We start from the raw sequence: 17969 nt of genomic DNA on the forward strand, positions 1-17969 counted from the left end.
GTGGCCCCCTCGTTCACAGTCGCTTGACGCCCTTGATGCGGCCGGCCCGGGCCGCGCGGTTGCGGGCGGCCTTCACCCGCAGGCCGCCCTTCTGGTTGCCTATCCGCAGCCCGGTGCCGCCGGAGAGCCGGCCGGAGGCGATGCTGCTGCCGTTCTTGGCCGAGCCGCCGCCCCCGGACGACTCGGCGAGCGGGTCGTTCTCGGCCCGTCTGGCCAGCGCCATGATCAGCGGCACCGTGAACGGGGCGAGCAGCAGGTCGTAGACGGCGGCCGTGAACAGCAGGTTCACCAGGCCGACATGGCGGGCCGCGGTGTCGCCGACGAGGGCGCCGACGCCCGCGTAGAGCAGGGTGGAGCCGATGGCCGCGCAGACCACCACGACCATGGGTCCGGTGGCCGAGCGCAGCCGGCCGTGGTCGGGCTTGGCGAGCCCCGCCGCGTAACCGATCACGCAGAGCACCAGGGCGTACCGCCCGGCGGCGTGGTCGGCGGGCGGGGCGAGGTCGCAGAGCAGGCCCGCGCCGAACCCGACGAAGGCGCCGCCGAGGTGTCCGTAGACGAGGGCGAGGCCGAGGACGGTCAGCAGCACCAGGTCCGGGACGGCGCCCGGGAGCTGGAGCCGGGCGAGGACGCTCACCTGGACGACGAGGGCGACGACGACCAGGGCGGAGGAGAGGATGACCCTGTTGATGCGCATCTGGATCAGCTCCTACTGGTCGCCGTCGGCGGCGGCGTTGTTGTTCGCGTTGCCGTTGTTCGCGGGGCCGTTGGGGTTGGCGTTGGGATTCGCGGCGCCGTTGGGGTTCGCGTTGCCGTTGGGGTTCGCGTTGTTCGGGTCGCCGCCCGGGATCGGCACGTTGGGGTCCGCCGCGTTCGGGTTCGCCTGGTTCGGGTTGGGGGACGGGGTGACCGTCACCGTCACGGTGAGCGTCGGGGTCGGCTTGGGCTTGGCGGGCAGCACCTGGTCGCGCGGGTCGGTGCGCGGGGCCTCGACGACGACGCCGACGATGTCGAGCTTGGTGAACCCGACGTACGGACGGACGTAGATGGTGCGGGTCAGATCGCCGCCGGAGGGGTCGACCTTGACGACCTCGCCGACCGGGACGCCGGGCACGAACGGCTTGTCGGACTGCGAGCCGAAGGTCACCAGCCGGTCGCCCGCCTTGACCTTGGCCTTGCCGTTGAGCAGCTGCACCGACAGCGGCCGGTCGCCCTGGCCGGTGGCGAAGCCCAGCTCGTCGCTGTTCTCCATCCGGGTGCCGACCGTGAAGTCCGGGTCGTTGGCGAGCAGGACGGTGGCGGTGGACGGGCCGACGGTGGTGACCCGGCCGACGAGCCCCTCCCCGTTCAGTACGGTCATGTCGCGCTTGATGCCGTCGCGCGAGCCGGCGTCGATGGTGACGGTCCAGGAGAAGCCCTGGGCCGCTCCTATCCCGATGACCTGCGCGGCCTTGATGCCGTACTGGCCCTCGCCGGCGGTCTTGAGCATCGCGTCGAGCTGGTTCAGACGCGAGCGGTTGCGGGCGTCGCTGCCGAGCTTCTGCTTCAGCACCTCGTTCTCGCGCTGGAGGTCGGCGATCTTGTTGTGCCGCTCCCCCGAGTCGCGCACCGCCCCGATGGCGTTGCCGACCGGGTCGACGGCGGCCGCCATGCCGTTCTCCACCGGCCCGAACACCGTGGCGGCGGCCTGCCGGGCGCCGTCCACCGGTGAATTCTCCCCACCCCGGATGTCGACCGTGATCAGCGCGAACGCTACGGCGATCAGCAGCACCAGGAGCAGCCGGCTCTCTCGTGTGTCCCTCACGTGCGGCGGCCGTGCCTTCCTCGTCGGAATCTGTTCGATCTGTATATCAACGATCCGCCGTACGGGTTGGCAGTGGCCCGTACGAGCGGTCCCCCCGGGCCACTGGATGACCCGGGGGGACGGCGGCCGGTGGCGCTTATCGGCGCGGCTGGGCGTCGAGGACCTGCTGGAGCGCCTCGAACTCCTCGACGCACTTGCCGGACCCCAGAGCGACCGAATCCAGCGGGTCCTCCGCGATGTGGATCGGCATGCCGGTCTCGCGGCGCAGCCGCTCGTCGAGGCCGCGCAGCAGGGCGCCGCCGCCGGTGAGGACGATGCCGCGGTCCATGATGTCGCCGGAGAGCTCCGGCGGGCACTTGTCGAGCGTCGTCTTCACGGCGTCGACGATCGCGTTGACCGGCTCCTCGATGGCCTTGCGGACCTCGGCGGCCGAGATGACCACGGTCTTGGGCAGCCCGGAGACCAGATCGCGGCCGCGGATCTCGGTGTGCTCGTCGTTCTCGAGGTCGTACGCCGAGCCGATGGTGATCTTGATCTGCTCGGCGGTGCGCTCACCGAGGAGGAGGCTGTACTCCTTCTTGATGTGCTGGATGATCGCGTTGTCCAGCTCGTCGCCGGCCACCCGGATGGACTGCGCCGTGACGATTCCGCCGAGCGAGATCACCGCGACCTCGGTGGTGCCGCCACCGATGTCGACGACCATGTTGCCGGTCGCCTCGTGGACGGGCAGGCCCGAGCCGATGGCCGCGGCCATGGGCTCCTCGATGATGTGCACCTGACGGGCGCCGGCCTGGGTGGAGGCCTCGATGACGGCACGGCGCTCGACTCCGGTGATGCCGGAGGGAACGCAGACGACGACGCGCGGGCGGGCCAGGTAACGCCGCTTGTGGATCTTCAGGATGAAGTAGCGGAGCATCCGCTCCGTGATCTCGAAGTCGGCGATCACGCCGTCCTTCAGCGGTCGTACGGCCACGATGTTGCCCGGCGTACGACCGATCATCTTCTTCGCCTCGGCGCCGACCGCCAGGATGCCGCCGGTGTTGGTGTTGATGGCGACGACGGACGGCTCGTTCAGGACGATTCCGCGGCCCCTGACGTACACCAGCGTGTTGGCGGTCCCGAGGTCGACAGCCATGTCACGGCCGATGAACGACATGTTGTTGCTCCCCATGAGGATGCGTCCGGCCTTCCCTAATCGAGCGTTGACGGCTTTTCAGGTCGGCGAGGTGGGTGCTGTGGGCGTGAGGCTCCATCGTAGTGCCGCCTGCACGGACACGGCGCGTTGGTCCACCTCTGGTAATGGTGACGACGTGTCGAGGCGATGCGTTCCCGACTTCGTCCCGCATATGCCGAGGGGCGACCGAAATTCCATCGGTCGCCCCAGGTCATGAGCGCTATATGGCTGACAACCGGTCAGGAAGTCAGACGCGACCCGGGAAGAAGATCTTCAGTTCCCGTTCGGCCGACGCCTCCGAGTCCGAGGCGTGGATGAGGTTCTCCCGGACGATGGTGCCGAAGTCGCCGCGGATGGAGCCGGGCGCCGCCGCGATCGGGTCGGTGGGACCCGCCAGCTGGCGTACGCCCTCGATGACCCGCTCGCCCTCGACGACGAGGACGACGACGGGGCCGGAGGCCATGAAGCCCATCAGGGGCTCGTAGAAGGGCTTGCCCTTGTGCTCGCCGTAGTGCTGCTCCAGGGTGTCCTGGTCCAGGGTCCGCAGCTCCATCGCCGGGATGGTCCAGCCGGCCTTGCGCTCGATACGGCCGATGATCTCGCCGATCAGGCCGCGACGGACGGCGTCGGGCTTGAGGATGACGAGAGTGCGCTGGGTCATGGTGTACGGCTCCTTGCGGCATACGTGTGCGGTGAAGGCGAGGCTACAGGGGGCGTCTCGGGCGCCGACACCCGGACCGGCGCGGGGGCGCGGGGAACTGCGCGACCAGCCCAGCACGGTCCGCAGCCGAAAGACGCAGGCCCCCGGGCGCCCCCCGGACCGCCTACGCCTGCGGCTCCGGCTCCACCTCGGCCTGGCCCGCGAAGCGGGCTTTCGCCGCGTCCACCTGCCGGCCGTAGTGGATCGAGGCCCACCACAGACCGGCGAAGACCGCACCGAGGAAGAACATGTGCGGGACGACGAAGCCGCTCGCGATCAGGGCGATCTGGAGCGCCCAGCCCAGCTGGAGGCCACCGGGACGGGTCAGTACGCCGCACAGGAGCAGCGAGAACAGCATGGCGATGCCGCTGACCGTCCACACCGTGGACACCGTCAGGTCCTGGTCCTTCATGGCGACCAGTCCGGCGAAGCCGATGACGAAGAATTCACCGATGAGGGTGGAAGCGCAGAGCGTGCGCATCGGGCGTCAGCCCCTTCCCAGGAGCAGCCGGGCCTCGCCGACCGTGATCACGGAACCGGTGACGAGGACTCCCGCACCGGCGTACTCGTCCTCTTCCTCCGCCAGGGTGATCGCCGCCTCCAGCGCGTCGTCCAGGCGCGGCTCGACCACCACCCGCTCGTCGCCGAAGACCTCGACGGCGATCGCGGCCAGCTCGTCGACGTCCATCGAGCGGTGGCTGGTGTTGGCGGTGACGACGACCTCGGCGAAGACCGGCTCGAAGGCCTCCAGCAGGCCCTTCACGTCCTTGTCGGCGCTGGCCGCGACCACGCCGATCAGCCGCGAGAACCCGAACGCCTCGGTCAGGCCCTCGGCGGTGGCCTGGGCGCCCGCCGGGTTGTGGGCGGCGTCCAGGACGACGGTGGGGCTGCGGCGCACCACCTCCAGGCGGCCGGGCGAGGCCACCGAGGCGAACGCCTTGCGGACGGTGTCGACGTCGAGGGGGCGGGCGTGCTCGGAGCCGATGCCGAAGAACGCCTCCACGGCGGAGAGCGCCACCGCCGCGTTGTGCGCCTGGTGGGCGCCGTACAGCGGCAGGAAGACGTCCTCGTACTCCCCGCCGAGGCCGCGCAGCGTCAGCAGCTGGCCGCCGACCGCGACCTCGCGCGCGACGATGCCGAACTCCATGCCCTCCCGCGCGACCGTCGCGTCCGTCTCGACGGCCTTCTTCAGCATCACCTGGGCCGCGTCGACCGGCTGCTGGGCCAGGATCACGGTGGCGCCCTGCTTGATGATCCCGGACTTCTCGACGGCGATCTCGGCGGGCGTCGAGCCGAGGCGGTCGGTGTGGTCCAGGGAGATGGGGGTGACCACGGCCACCGACGCGTCGATCACATTGGTCGCGTCCCAGCTGCCGCCCATGCCGACCTCGACGACGGCCACGTCGACGGGGGTGTCCGCGAACGCGGCGTACGCCATGCCGGTCAGCACCTCGAAGAAGGACAGCCGGTACTCCTGCTGGGAGTCGACCATCTCCACGTACGGCTTGATGTCCTCGTACGTCTCGATGAAGCGCTCGGCGGTGATCGGCGCGCCGTCCAGGCTGATGCGCTCGGTGATCGACTGGACGTGGGGGGAGGTGTACCGGCCGGTGCGCAGGTCGAAGGCGGCGAGCAGCGCCTCGATCATGCGGGCGGTGGACGTCTTGCCGTTGGTGCCGGTGATGTGGATCGAGGGGTACGCCCGCTGGGGCTCGCCCAGGACGTCCATCAGCGCCGCGATGCGGGCGACGGAGGGCTCCAGCTTGGTCTCGCCCCAGCGCGTCGCCAGCTCCGTCTCGACCGCGCGCAGCGCCTTGTCGACCTCCGGGTCGGCGGGGCGGGCGGGGACGGGGTCGCCCTGCGGCGCGCCGCCGTGGGTGCGCAGGGTGCGGCTGCCGGCCTCGATCACCGCCAGGTCGGGGTCGCGGTTCGTCTCGGCCTCGACGATGTCGTCGAAGTGGTCGTCGGGGCTGCTGCTGCGGTCGGGCTGCTCGGTCACGCCCCCAGTCTACGGAGCCCCACCCCGCCCCTTCCCTGAACCCTCCGGGGGTGGGGGGTGGCGGAGCCGGTTTCCCCCGGGAACCCCGGGCGGGACCTGCGGCCCCTGCACCCCACCCACGGGGCTCCGCCCCGGGCCCCTGTTGGTCTGCGGACCGGGGTGGGCTGGTCGCGCAGTTCCCCGCGCCCCTGAGAACGCGGCTCCGCCGCGTGGGCGCGACCAACCCACCCAACAGGGGGGCGGGGCTGCGCCCCGCCAGAAGGCACATGGAAAGGGGCCCCGGGCCGTTCTTCACGGTTCGGGGCCCCTTCGCCGACTTCGCTACGCCTGCGGCAGGTTCGCCAGCTGCGTCGTGATCCGGTCGATGTCCGCCTCGGCCTTGGCAAGGCGCGTACGGATCTTGTCGACCACGTTGTCCGGAGCCTTCGCCAGGAACGCCTCGTTGCCGAGCTTGGCCGTGGCCTGCTGCTTCTCCTTCTCGGCCGCGCCGAGGTCCTTGGCCAGGCGCTTGCGCTCGGCCTCGACGTCGATCGTGCCGGACAGGTCGAGCGCGACCATGGCACCCGCGACCGGCAGCGACGCGGTGGCGTGGAAGCCCTCGCCCGCCGGCTGGAGGCGCAGCAACTGCCGGATGGCCGCCTCGTGCGGGGCCAGGGCCGTACCGGTCAGGGTCAGCTCGGCCGGGACCTTCTGGCCGGGCTGGAGCCCCTGGTCGGAGCGGAACCGGCGGACCTCGGTGACGACCTGCTGGACCAGCTCGATCTCACGCTCGGCGGCGTCGTCGCGGAAGCCGCTGTCGCTCGGCCAGTCGGCGATCACCAGGGACTCGCCGCCGGTCAGCGTCGTCCACAGGGTGTCGGTGACGAACGGGACGATGGGGTGCAGCAGGCGCAGGGTGACGTCCAGGACTTCACCGAGAACGCGGCCGGAGACCCGCGCCGGCTCGCCGCCCTCGAAGAACGTGGTCTTGGAGAGCTCGACGTACCAGTCGAAGACCTCGTCCCAGGCGAAGTGGTACAGCGCCTCGGACAGCTTCGAGAACTGGTAGTCCTCGTAGAGCGCGTCCACCTCGGCCACGGTCTTGTTGAGCCGCGACAGGATCCAGCGGTCGACCGCCGACAGCTGCTCCACGGGCGGGAGTTCACCCTCGACCGTGGCGCCGTTCATCAGCGCGAAGCGCGTGGCGTTCCAGATCTTGTTGGCGAAGTTGCGGGACGCCTGGACCCAGTCCTCGCCGATCGGCACGTCCACGCCCGGGTTGGCACCGCGCGCCAGGGTGAAGCGGACGGCGTCGGAGCCGTACGTGTCCATCCAGTCGAGCGGGTTGACCGCGTTGCCGAAGGACTTCGACATCTTCTTGCCGAACTGGTCGCGGACCATGCCGTGCAGGGCGATGGTGTGGAACGGCGGGGTGCCGTCCATCGCGTACAGACCGAACATCATCATCCGGGCGACCCAGAAGAAGAGGATGTCGTAGCCGGTGACCAGGACGGAGTTCGGATAGAACTTCGCGAGGCTCTCGGTCTGCTGCGGCCAGCCGAGGGTGGAGAAGGGCCACAGGCCCGAGGAGAACCAGGTGTCCAGGACGTCGGTGTCCTGGCGCCAGCCCTCACCCGTCGGCGCCTCCTCGTCCGGTCCGACGCAGACGATCTCGCCGTTCGGGCCGTACCAGACGGGGATGCGGTGGCCCCACCACAGCTGGCGCGAGATGCACCAGTCATGGAGGTTGTCGACCCAGTCGAAGTACCGCTTTTCCATCTCCTGCGGGTGGATCTTGACCTTGCCGTCGCGGACCGCGTCACCGGCGGCCTTGGCGAGCGGGCCGACCTTGACCCACCACTGCATCGACAGACGCGGCTCGATGGTGGTCTTGCAGCGCGAGCAGTGGCCGACCGAGTGGGGGTACGGACGCTTCTCGGCCACGATGCGGCCATCGGCGCGCAGGGCGGCGACGATGGCGGAGCGGGCCTCCAGCCGGTCCAGGCCCTGGAAGGGGCCGTGGACGGTGATGACCGCGTGCTCGTCCATGACGGCGAGGTTGGGCAGGCCGTGGCGCTGACCGATCTCGAAGTCGTTCGGGTCGTGCGCCGGGGTCACCTTGACGGCGCCGGTGCCGAACTCGGGGTCGACGTGCTCGTCCGCCACGACCGGGATACGGCGGCCGGTGAGCGGCAGCTCGATCTCGGTGCCGACGAGGTGCCGGTAGCGCTCGTCCTCGGGGTGGACCGCGACGGCGGTGTCGCCGAGCATCGTCTCGGCGCGGGTGGTGGCGACGACGATGGACGCGTCCCCGTCCCCGTACCGGATCGAGACGAGCTCGCCGTCGTCGTCCTGGTACTCGACCTCGATGTCGGAGATCGCGGTGAGACAGCGCGGGCACCAGTTGATGATGCGCTCGGCGCGGTAGATGAGCTCGTCGTCGTAGAGCTTCTTGAAGATGGTCTGGACGGCCTCGGACAGGCCCTCGTCCATGGTGAACCGCTCACGCGACCAGTCGACGCCGTCGCCGAGGCGGCGCATCTGGCCGGAGATCTGGCCGCCGGACTCGCCCTTCCACTGCCAGACACGCTCGATGAACGCCTCCCGGCCCAGGTCGTGGCGGGACTTGCCCTCCTTGGCCAGCTCGCGCTCGACGACGTTCTGGGTGGCGATACCGGCGTGGTCCATGCCCGGCTGCCACAGCGTCTCGTAGCCCTGCATGCGCTTGCGGCGGGTGAGGGCGTCGATCAGCGTGTGCTCGAAGGCGTGGCCCAGGTGCAGGCTGCCGGTGACGTTCGGCGGCGGGATGACGATGGTGTACGGAGGCTTGTCGCTCTTGGCGTCCGCCTCGAAGTAACCGCGCTCTACCCAGCGCTCATACAGCTCCCCCTCTACCTGGGCCGGCGCGTACTGGGTCGGCAGTTCGGTGGTGGGCGCTGGGTTCTGGTGCTGAGTGTTCTCGGTCACGGGGTCAGTTTAGGGGCGGCGGCAGCCGACGATGAAACGGGAATGTTTGTTGACATCCTCTCCGCGGTGACATGCGGAGATTCCTCGCCCCCACTGGAGAGGGGAGCCAGAGGTTCACGCGTGCGCCCGGCTCCGGAGCCGGGCATGACCGGCCGGGTGCGGCCGGTCGGTGCGTGCTGTTCACCGCAATGCCCTGCGGCAAAGGCCATGCCCGCCTCGCTCCGGAGAGCACGGCCGAGCGTCACGACCGAGGCGTTGTGGTCGGCGTCGTCCACGTGTCCGCATCGGGTGCAGACGAACCTGTCCCGGTCGATGCGGGATGCCGGGTCGCGGTGCAGACAGATCCCGCACGTCTGCGAAGTGCCTGCCGCCTCCACCGCGACCAGCGCTGCCCCGTACTGGGGGCACTTGTACGCGAGCTGACGGCGGCGCTCCCCCGGCAGATTGTCGAGGATGCCCCGGTTGAGCCCCGCCTTCTGCGAAACGTGCTGCCCGGGGATCTGCGCCGTCCCCTTGGCACTCTTCGTCATGGCCTTCACCCGCAGGTCCTCCACCGCGACCAGTCCGTGGTTCTTGGCCAGATCAGCGGTGAGCTTGTGCGTGAAGTCCAGTCGGCGCCGAGCCTGGCGGGCCTTGAGCCGGGCGATTTCCCCCAGGGTCCGCCGCAGACGCCTGCTGTATCTGCCGCCGCGATGTCTGCGCGCGTGGCGGATCTGGCGTGCCTTGCGCCGTTCCAGCCCTTCCAGCCGCCTCTGCTCCCCCTCACCCAACGACGGCTGCATGAGCCTTGGCTGTGTCTCGTCGGAGAGGTAGGCGGACTGCTTGACGCCGAAGTCGACTCCGACGGCTGGGAGCCCGTTCGCGGGGGCGGCCTCCTTGCCGGTGCACACCGCGAAGCTGATGAACCACCGTCCGGAAGCGTCGGTACGAATGGTTGCGTTCCTGACCTCGCCCCCGAGGGGACGGGAGAGACGGAACTTCACATCCCCGAGTTTCGGGATGCGAACGGACGCCCACTTGCGGTTCAGCTGCGCCACTCGGACCGCCTGACCGGGAAGCGGGATGGAAAGGCGGGCGCCTCGCTTCTTGAACCGGGGGAAGCCGGCCGGGTGGTCCTTGTTCCAGAAATTGTCGTACGCGCGGTCCAGACGCCGCAGGATCTGCTGCGGCGCCTGTGAGGGGAGCTCCCCGATCCAGTTGAGGTCGCGTCTGGCCTGTGTCAGGTACCGGCACTGTTCGTCGGCCCGCAGGCAGTGGCGCCGCTGCTGGTGAACGTAGATCCAAGCCCAAGGGCCAGGTTCCACACGGCGCGGCAGGTATGGCCCCATCGGCGGAGGGCGTCGGTCTGAAGCGGAGTGGGGTGCAGGCGGTACCGACGACCGGCGTCCGCCGCTTTCGTCGATCGCCGCGCCACTCCCCCGCCTCCCTGCTCCTCAACTCCCGCCCCGGGAATGGCTTCCCCGAACCCGAACAGGCCATGCGGGAACCCACTGAAGAGACCAGGGCCCGCGTCGACGATTTCACCGGGACCTGCGACCACGTCCGCGCGGTCGTCCGCTACCCGGCCGACATCACCGTCGCCGACTTGACCAGGAGGCTCAGGAGTACCTCGGAACGCGCCCTGCGCCCCAGGGGCGCGTCGCAGGTCCGGGCCGCTTCATTCTTCGTCGCCTCCGGCGGAGCGGATACGTGCGCCCGGAACGACGAGTACGTGAAGGAACAGGAACAAGTCATCAACAGCCAGACATCAGGACACCCCGGGTAGTGCACGCTCCTGCTGCGTCCGCCAGGATGTCGGGATCGGATAAGCATTCCTAGGGGGATTCCCAGCAATGAGCTACAACCAGCCGGGCCCGTACGGCGGCCAGCCCCAGCAGCCCGGCCCGTACGGTCAGCAGCCGCCGCAGCAGCCGTACGGGCAGCCTCAGCCCGGCTACGGATACCCGCAGCAGCCCCCGCAGGGCGTCCCGCCGCAGCAGGGCTACGGCTACCCCGCCCAGCAGCCCCAGTACGGCCAGCAGCCGCCCTACGGCGCCCCGGTGCCGCCGCCCGCCCCGGCCAAGAAGAAGAAGACGGGCCTGATCGTCACGGCCGTCGTGGTCGCGATCGCGGCCGTCGGCGGCGGGGTGTACTTCGTGACGAAGGGCGGCGGAAGCAGCGTCGCCGATGACGGCGCGCACAAGCTGATCACCCCGAACAGCGTGATCGCGGGCGCGTACAGCATCAACAAGAAGGACCCGTCCGACGAGACCACCGAGAAGGACAAGAAGGACTTCGAGAAGGCCGGGATCAAGAACCCGACGACGGTCAAGACGAGTTACAAGGCGTCGAGCGGCATGCCGGCCAAGCAGATGAGCTTCAACGGCGTCTACGGCCAGATCGCGGACCCGGAGAAGTCGATCGACGCCGTCTTCGCGCAGCTCAAGAGCAACGCGGAGAAGGACAAGGACGACAAGGGCACCTTCATCGGCAGCCCGGAGACGAAGTCCCCGGCGGGCCTCGACGGGGCCATCATGAAGTGCCAGTCCGCGAAGATCACGGCCAGCAAGAGCACCGGCGGCAAGGACCTGGAGTTCCCGGTGTGCCTCTGGGCCGACCACAGCACCCTGGGCATGGTCACCCTGATCGACCCGGCATCGATCCTCGCCGGCACGAAGGGCGTCTCGCTCGACGAGAACGCGGAGACGACGGCGAAGCTCCGTAAGGACGTGCGGGTTCCCGCGAAGTAGTTCGCGACGCAAGACCGCCGAAGGGCGCCCGACGGACTCGTCGGGCGCCCTTCGTTCTCCGGCGTCGTCCTCCTGCTGCCCGCGGCGTGAACGGCAGGATCGAGCCAATCCGGCCACAAGCCGTTGAAAGCCATGAACTCGTCATGATCGACTAGAGGCTCGTTCCGGAGCGAACCGGCGATTTCCCCCCTTTGTGACGAGGAGTGTTCTTGTGCTGCGCGCAACACGGCGTGTCCTGACGACGGTGGCTTTGGCGTCGACGACCGCCGCCGCATCCCTGCTCATAGCGACACCGGCATCCGCCGTGACGGACGAGTGTGTGAAGGTCGTGGAGGGAGCGGGATTCCCGGTTGGTTCGAAGACGCAGGCCGCCTGCCGGTACCACGCGATCGGCTCCTCCCCCGTACACCTTCCCAACCCCTTCTGCATCACGGGTCTCGAAGCGCTGCGGGTGCCTTCCGGCGTAGCAGCTGACGCATGCTCGCGTGCATGAGATGACTGAGCTGTCGAGCGGTCGGCGCGCCCTCAGTTGATTTGAAGGCGCCCGACAGAAGGGCGCCCGGCCGGTTGGATCTCCAACTGGCCGGGCGCCCTTCTGTGTTCGGCTGTCGGCTACGCCGACTTCTCGTGCCGCCCGTCGTTCTTCACGATCCGCGGCTCGCGCGGGACCAGCGTCGGGTTGACGTTGTTGTGGACGACGTCGGACGTGATGACGACGCGGGCCACGTCCTTGCGGGACGGGACCTCGTACATCACGGACATCAGGACCTCTTCCATGATGGCGCGCAGACCGCGCGCCCCCGTGCCGCGCAGGATCGCCTGGTCGGCGATGGCCTCCAGGGCCGGGCGGTCGAAGTCCAGCTCCACGCCGTCGAGTTCGAAGAGGCGCTGGTACTGCTTGACCAGCGCGTTGCGCGGCTCGACGAGGATCTGGAGGAGCGCCTCGCGGTCGAGGTTGTGGACCGAGGTGAGGACGGGCAGGCGGCCGATGAACTCGGGGATCATCCCGAACTTCACCAGGTCCTCCGGCATGACCTCCTGGAACTGGTCGCTGGCCTCGATCTCCCGCTTGGAGCGGATCGTCGCGCCGAAGCCGATGCCCTTGGCGCCGGCCCGGGACTCGATGATCTTCTCCAGACCCGCGAAGGCGCCGCCCACGATGAACAGCACGTTCGTCGTGTCGATCTGGATGAACTCCTGGTGGGGGTGCTTGCGTCCGCCCTGCGGGGGCACCGACGCCGTCGTGCCTTCCAGGATCTTCAACAGCGCCTGCTGGACGCCTTCGCCCGACACATCGCGCGTGATCGACGGGTTCTCGCTCTTGCGGGCCACCTTGTCGATCTCGTCGATGTAGATGATCCCCGTCTCGGCCTTCTTGACGTCGTAGTCGGCGGCCTGGATGAGCTTCAGGAGGATGTTCTCGACGTCCTCGCCCACGTACCCCGCCTCCGTCAGCGCCGTCGCGTCGGCGATGGCGAACGGGACGTTGAGCATCCGGGCGAGCGTCTGGGCGAGCAGCGTCTTGCCGGAGCCCGTGGGGCCGAGCAGCAGGATGTTGGACTTGGCGAGCTCGATCGCGTCGTCGCGGCCCTGGGCGCCGCCGTTCTCGCCGGCCTGGACGCGCTTGTAGTGGTTGTAGACCGCCACGGAGAGCGCCTTCTTGGCGGGCTCCTGGCCCACCACGTAGCTCTCCAGGAACTCGTAGATCTCGCGCGGCTTGGGCAGTTCCTCCCACCGCACCTCGGAGGACTCGGCGAGCTCCTCCTCGATGATCTCGTTGCAGAGATCGATGCACTCGTCGCAGATGTACACACCGGGGCCTGCGATGAGCTTCTTCACCTGCTTCTGGCTCTTCCCGCAGAACGAGCACTTGAGCAGGTCGCCGCCATCACCGATGCGTGCCACGAGGTGCTTCCCCTTCGCCTGGGAGACGCCACGTTCAGCGGCTCCTGGTGCCTCATATCCGACGGTACCTTGCCTGGCCCCCCGTTCGGGCCCCCCTTGGCGCGGTTCACTTCGACGGGGACCGCCGTGTGTACCGCGCCAGGGGCTCCGGCTGCGTCAGGCGGCCGCGGCCGACGTCGTCTTGCGGGTCGACACGATCTGGTCGACCAGACCGTACGCCAGGGCGTCCTCGGCGGTGAGGATCTTGTCCCGCTCGATGTCGTCCCGGATCTTCTCGATGGGCGTGGTGGAGTGCTTGGCCAGCATCTCCTCCAGCTGGCTGCGCATGCGCAGGATCTCGTTGGCCGCGATCTCCAGGTCGGAGAGCTGCTCGCGGCCGGTCTGCGAGGACGGCTGGTGGATCAGCACGCGCGCGTTGGGCAGCGCCATGCGCTTGCCGGGGGTGCCCGCGGCGAGCAGCACGGCGGCGGCGGAGGCCGCCTGGCCCATGCAGACCGTCTGGATGTCGGGCTTCACGAACTGCATCGTGTCGTAGATGGCCGTGAGGGCCGTGAACGAGCCGCCGGGGCTGTTGATGTAGATCGAGATGTCGCGGTCCGGGTCCATCGACTCCAGGCACAGCAGCTGCGCCATGACGTCGTTGGCAGACGCGTCGTCGATCTGCACGCCGAGGAAGATCACGCGCTCCTCGAACAGCTTCGCGTACGGGTCGTACTCGCGCACGCCCTGCGAAGTGCGCTCGACGAAGCGCGGCACGATGTAGCGGTTGTCCACCTGCGGGCCGGTGTAGAGGCCGCTTGCGGAGAGGTTGTTCTGCATGTCGGGGTTCACCATCCTGGTGGCGTTCGTGGGCTCAAGGCTTTCGGGGGCCGGGGCTGGGGTTCCCCGGCTCGGGGAGGTACGCGGCCCGGGAGGGGCCGGGGAGTCTCCCGCGGAGCCGGGGAGAGGGGCTCAGGCCCCGGTGCCGCCGCCGCCCGGAACACCGGCCGCGTGGGCCATGATGTCGTCGATGAGGCCGTACTCCTTGGCCTCCTCCGCCGTGTACCAGCGGTCGCGGTCGCCGTCGCGGATGATCGTCTCGACCGTCTGGCCCGAGTGGCGGGCGGTGATCTCCGCCATGCGCGTCTTCGTACGCAGCAGGTACTCGGCCTGGATCTTGATGTCCGAGGCGGTGCCGCCGATGCCGGCGGAACCCTGGTGCATCAGGATGTCGGTGTTCGGCAGCGCGAAGCGCTTGCCGGCGGTGCCGCCGGTGAGCAGGAACTGGCCCATCGAGGCCGCCATGCCCATACCGATCGTGACCACGTCGTTCGGGATGTACTGCATGGTGTCGTAGATCGCCATGCCGGCCGTCACCGAGCCGCCGGGGCTGTTGATGTAGAGGTAGATGTCCTTCTCCGGCTCGGCGGCCAGGAGGAGGAGCTGTGCGGTGATCTTGTTGGCGATGTCGTCGTCGACCTGCTGGCCGAGGAAGATGATGCGCTCGTTGAGCAGCCGGTTGTAGACATGGTCGCCGAGGCCACCACCGAGGGACGGCTCGCCGGCGGCGTAAGGCATCAGATTCGTCACGTATCCACCTGCTCGTCTCTGACGGCTTCGGCCGTCTCAGCGTCTTCATTCAGAGGGCGGGACCTTCGCGGCCGACTCGTCACCGGCTGACTCCACGCCCCCGTATTCATGGACCCTAACGCGCAGGTAGGACAACGCCATCCCGGTTCCCGAACTGTTCGCTCGGAGCGCAAGGTGGTTGAAGGCCGGGCCGCGATGGAATCGGCCGTTGGGGCGCCTGGGCGCGGGCCCGCTCCGGGTACGCGGAAGGGCCCGGACGCGGCAGCGTCACGGGCCCCTCTCTACGCACTTCTGCGTACTCCGTACTCAGTACGTACTTCGTACGTGGTCAGGCGTTGTCTGCCGGACGAGGCAGGACCAAGGCTCAGGCCTCGGTCTTCTCCTCGGCGGCGTCGGCCTCGACGACGGCCTCGACGGCCTCGGCGGCGGCCTCGACCTCGTCCTCGTCGTCCTCCAGGTCGACGGGCTCACCGTTGGTGTCGACGACCTTGGCGGCCTCGACGACCACGGCCAGCGCCTTGCCGCGGGCGACCTCGCCGACGAGCATCGGCACCTGGCCGCCCTCGACGACGGCCTGGGCGAACTGGTCGGGGGACATGCCGGAGGAGGCGGCACGGCGCACCAGGTGCTCGGTGAGCTCCTCCTGGTTGACGTTCAGCTTCTCCTTGTTGACGAGCTCGTCGAGGATGAACTGCGTCTTGATGCCCTTGACGGCCGCTTCCTCGGTCTCGGCGTCGAACTCTTCCTGCGTCTTGCCCTGGATCTCCAGGTACTTGGCGAGGTCGAGGCCCATCTGGCCGAGCTGGTGGTGCTCGAGGTTGTGCTTGCGGGTCTGGATCTCGTCCGCGAGGAGCTTCTCGGGGATCGGGACCTCAGTGATCTTCAGCAGCTCGTCGAGCACGCGCTCCTGGGCCTGGGTGGCCTGGTCGAACTGCTTCATGTTCTCCAGGCGCTTGCGGCTGTCGGCCTTGAGCTCGTCGAGGGTGTCGAACTCGGAGGCGAGCTGCGCGAAGTCGTCGTCCAGCTCCGGCAGTTCGCGCGCGGCGACCTGGGTGACCTTGACGCTGACCTCGGCGTCCTTGCCCTCGGCGGAGCCGCCCTTGAGCTGCGAGGTGAAGGTGGCCTCGCCACCGGCCTCCAGGCCCTTGACGGCCTCGTCGATGCCGTCGAGGAGCTCGCCGGAGCCGATGGTGTACGAGACACCCTCGGCGACGCCGTCCTCCAGGACCTCGCCGTCGACCTTGGCCTCGAGGTCGATGGTGACGACGTCGCCGTCCTGGGCGGCGCGCTCGACCGGGGAGGTCGAGGCGAAGCGCTCGCGCAGGTCCGAGACGGCCTTCTCGACGTCCTCGTCGGAGACCTCGACGGCGTCCACGGTGACCTCGATGCCGGAGTAGTCCGGGATCTCGATGGTCGGGCGGATGTCGACCTCGGCGGTGAAGTTCAGCGTCTCGCCGTCCTTCAGCTCCGTGATGTCGACCTCGGGCTGGCCCAGCGGGTTCAGCTCGGCCTCGTTGACCGCCTCGGTGTAGAACTTCGGGAGGGCGTCGTTGACGGCCTCCTCCAGCACAGCACCACGGCCGAACCGCTGGTCGATGACGCGGGCCGGGATCTTGCCCTTGCGGAAGCCCTTGACCGTGACCTGCTGGTTGATCTTCTTGTACGCCGCGTCGAGGCTGTCCTTGAGCTCCTCGAAGGGCACCTCGACAGTGAGCCGAACCCGGGTCGGGTTCAGGGTCTCCACGGCGCTCTTCACGGTTCGGTCTCCTTGTGGCTGACTTCTGGGGGGTTCTACCCGGTGGCCGACGGCCGCGGGCGGATCGGGCCCGGTTCATCGGATTCATCAGACACACGGGCACGCAGCTTGCATAGTAACCGCAAGCGGGATGCCACCCACAATGTGATCTTGTGCGCGGGGCCTGGGGAGGGGCGCGAGATGCTGCTGGTCGGGGTGGCGGGATTTGAACCCACGGCCTTCCGCTCCCAAAGCGGACGCGCTACCAAGCTGCGCCACACCCCGTCGGTGCGACACGTAGGGTACATGCCCGCGGGGAATCCGTCGGCCGCTTTCCCCACCGGGCCGCGCGGCCGGATGCGGTGTGCGCGCGCGGGGGGTGACCCGCTACGATGCTCTTCGTGCCGCGGTCCTTCCCGACCTGCGACGCGACGCACGCGGGCGTAGCTCAATGGTAGAGCCCTAGTCTTCCAAACTAGCTACGCGGGTTCGATTCCCGTCGCCCGCTCCACTGCCCCGGGCCCGGTGACCAGCTCACCGGGCCCGCGGTGTTTCCCGGGCCCGGCGCCTTCCGTGAACGCGGCGCCTTTACGTGAACGCGTCGCCTTCCGTGAACGCGGGCCGGGTCAGAACTTGATCTGGTTGATCGTGTCCGCCAGCGAATTGAGAAAGCGCTGTATGGACGGCGCCATCCCCGTCGACGCCATGAAGAAACCGAAGAGCGCGGCGACTATGGCCGGGCCGGCCTTGATGGAGCCGCCGCGGATCATCACCACGAGGACGATCGCCAACAGCAGCACCACAGACAGTGAAATGGCCACAACTGATCACACCCTTGGTCGGTCCGCCTTGCCGGCCCGGAGTGTGCCGCCGAGCACACCCCGCAGGGTCCATCGTGCCACCAACACCCCTGTAGGTGCTGCCGCCTGACGCATCGGCAAGGTATGGATCACGCCAAGGGGCCGTGCGGGTCCGGAAGGCCCAGGAGGGCGCGGGTGGTGGCGTATTTGCGCGTGAGGCGGGTACGGGTGGGCTCGTCCAGGGCGGCGAGGCGGGCCGGGTCCGCGTTGTGGGCCAGGTCCGCCTCCTTGACCAGCAGCGCCCCTGGCGTGGAGAGGATCCGCGCCGTGTAGGCCGGCAGGTCCTCGCCCGGCCGCTTCGAGAGCGCCCTCACCATCTCCTTGACGGAGTCGGTGAGTTCGGCGCCCTCCAGCCACTCCTCCGGGACCGCCCCGTCCTCCACCGCGTCGTGCAGCCACGCCGCCGCGATCTGCTCCTGTGTGCCGCCACGCGCGCGTACGCCCTCGGCCACGGCCGCCAGGTGCTCCGCGTACGGGCGGCCCGCCTTGTCGGTCTGGCCCTCGTGGGCGGCGCGGGCCAGGGCCTCTACCTCGGGGAGTGTGAGCAT

16 protein-coding genes and 2 tRNA genes are annotated in these 17969 nt (G+C 69.1%); 2 read left to right on the top strand and 16 right to left on the bottom strand.

What is annotated here, in order from left to right:
* Window positions 1-13: 13 nt before the first annotated feature.
* The 9 genes from mreD to AB0G17_RS24330 all read right to left on the bottom strand — a co-directional run bounded on the left by mreD (window position 14) and on the right by AB0G17_RS24330 (window position 10163).
* Window positions 14-697, bottom strand: coding sequence for a rod shape-determining protein MreD (mreD, locus tag AB0G17_RS24290; protein ID WP_361386507.1), 684 nt, complete (start codon window positions 695-697; stop codon window positions 14-16).
* A gap of 12 nt (window positions 698-709) precedes the next feature.
* On the bottom strand, window positions 710-1804 hold the full coding sequence (gene mreC / locus AB0G17_RS24295; RefSeq protein WP_361386510.1) for a rod shape-determining protein MreC: 1095 nt from the start codon (window positions 1802-1804) through the stop codon (window positions 710-712).
* A gap of 136 nt (window positions 1805-1940) precedes the next feature.
* The gene (locus AB0G17_RS24300; RefSeq protein ID WP_361386614.1) at window positions 1941-2960 is read right to left on the bottom strand and encodes a rod shape-determining protein; all 1020 of its coding nucleotides are present in this window, start codon (window positions 2958-2960) and stop codon (window positions 1941-1943) included.
* A gap of 265 nt (window positions 2961-3225) precedes the next feature.
* Window positions 3226-3639 carry a nucleoside-diphosphate kinase gene (gene ndk, locus AB0G17_RS24305; protein ID WP_361386513.1) on the bottom strand — a complete coding sequence of 138 codons (414 nt, stop codon included), beginning with the start codon at window positions 3637-3639 and terminating at the stop codon, window positions 3226-3228.
* A 163-nt stretch (window positions 3640-3802) separates the two neighbouring features.
* Window positions 3803-4159 (bottom strand): DUF4233 domain-containing protein, encoded by a 357-nt coding sequence (locus tag AB0G17_RS24310; protein WP_361386516.1) that lies wholly within the window; start codon window positions 4157-4159, stop codon window positions 3803-3805.
* 6 nt (window positions 4160-4165) lie between these two features.
* The gene (locus AB0G17_RS24315; RefSeq protein WP_361386519.1) at window positions 4166-5677 is read right to left on the bottom strand and encodes a Mur ligase family protein; all 1512 of its coding nucleotides are present in this window, start codon (window positions 5675-5677) and stop codon (window positions 4166-4168) included.
* Between the two features lie 321 nt (window positions 5678-5998).
* Entirely contained in the window at window positions 5999-8623 is a 2625-nt protein-coding gene (locus tag AB0G17_RS24320; protein ID WP_361386522.1) for a valine--tRNA ligase, read from the bottom strand.
* Window positions 8620-9927 carry a transposase gene (locus tag AB0G17_RS24325; RefSeq protein WP_361386525.1) on the bottom strand — a complete coding sequence of 436 codons (1308 nt, stop codon included), beginning with the start codon at window positions 9925-9927 and terminating at the stop codon, window positions 8620-8622. The genes AB0G17_RS24320 and AB0G17_RS24325 overlap by 4 nt, the downstream gene beginning before the upstream one ends.
* Window positions 9843-10163, bottom strand: coding sequence for a helix-turn-helix domain-containing protein (locus AB0G17_RS24330; protein WP_361386528.1), 321 nt, complete (start codon window positions 10161-10163; stop codon window positions 9843-9845). The genes AB0G17_RS24325 and AB0G17_RS24330 overlap by 85 nt, the downstream gene beginning before the upstream one ends.
* Before the next feature lie 292 nt (window positions 10164-10455).
* On the opposite strand from AB0G17_RS24330, the gene AB0G17_RS24335 reads away from it, so the two are divergent.
* On the top strand, window positions 10456-11352 hold the full coding sequence (locus AB0G17_RS24335) for a hypothetical protein (protein WP_361386531.1): 897 nt from the start codon (window positions 10456-10458) through the stop codon (window positions 11350-11352).
* 612 nt (window positions 11353-11964) lie between these two features.
* Here AB0G17_RS24335 and clpX read toward each other — a convergent pair.
* From clpX to AB0G17_RS24360, 5 genes are all read right to left on the bottom strand, one after another.
* Window positions 11965-13257 carry an ATP-dependent Clp protease ATP-binding subunit ClpX gene (gene clpX / locus AB0G17_RS24340; RefSeq protein ID WP_067158960.1) on the bottom strand — a complete coding sequence of 431 codons (1293 nt, stop codon included), beginning with the start codon at window positions 13255-13257 and terminating at the stop codon, window positions 11965-11967.
* Window positions 13258-13413: 156 nt separating this feature from the next.
* Window positions 13414-14091, bottom strand: a complete 678-nt coding sequence (locus AB0G17_RS24345; RefSeq protein ID WP_306822805.1) for an ATP-dependent Clp protease proteolytic subunit — start codon at window positions 14089-14091, stop codon at window positions 13414-13416.
* Between the two features lie 117 nt (window positions 14092-14208).
* Window positions 14209-14826 carry an ATP-dependent Clp protease proteolytic subunit gene (locus AB0G17_RS24350; RefSeq protein WP_361386536.1) on the bottom strand — a complete coding sequence of 206 codons (618 nt, stop codon included), beginning with the start codon at window positions 14824-14826 and terminating at the stop codon, window positions 14209-14211.
* A 364-nt stretch (window positions 14827-15190) separates the two neighbouring features.
* A complete protein-coding gene (tig, locus tag AB0G17_RS24355) occupies window positions 15191-16582 on the bottom strand; it encodes a trigger factor (protein WP_361386539.1) in 1392 nt (463 codons plus the stop codon).
* A 187-nt stretch (window positions 16583-16769) separates the two neighbouring features.
* Window positions 16770-16846, bottom strand: a tRNA-Pro gene (locus tag AB0G17_RS24360).
* A 152-nt stretch (window positions 16847-16998) separates the two neighbouring features.
* Between AB0G17_RS24360 and AB0G17_RS24365 the strand changes: the two genes are divergently transcribed.
* A tRNA-Gly gene (locus AB0G17_RS24365) sits at window positions 16999-17072 on the top strand.
* Between the two features lie 115 nt (window positions 17073-17187).
* Here AB0G17_RS24365 and AB0G17_RS24370 read toward each other — a convergent pair.
* Both AB0G17_RS24370 and AB0G17_RS24375 read right to left on the bottom strand, forming a co-directional pair.
* Window positions 17188-17382 carry a hypothetical protein gene (locus AB0G17_RS24370; RefSeq protein WP_188278091.1) on the bottom strand — a complete coding sequence of 65 codons (195 nt, stop codon included), beginning with the start codon at window positions 17380-17382 and terminating at the stop codon, window positions 17188-17190.
* A gap of 128 nt (window positions 17383-17510) precedes the next feature.
* Window positions 17511-17969, bottom strand: coding sequence for an HD domain-containing protein (locus AB0G17_RS24375; protein WP_361386542.1), 459 nt, complete (start codon window positions 17967-17969; stop codon window positions 17511-17513).

It is taken from the genome of Streptomyces sp. NPDC023838, from assembly GCF_040639555.1.
Classification (GTDB): Bacteria; Actinomycetota; Actinomycetes; order Streptomycetales; family Streptomycetaceae; genus Streptomyces.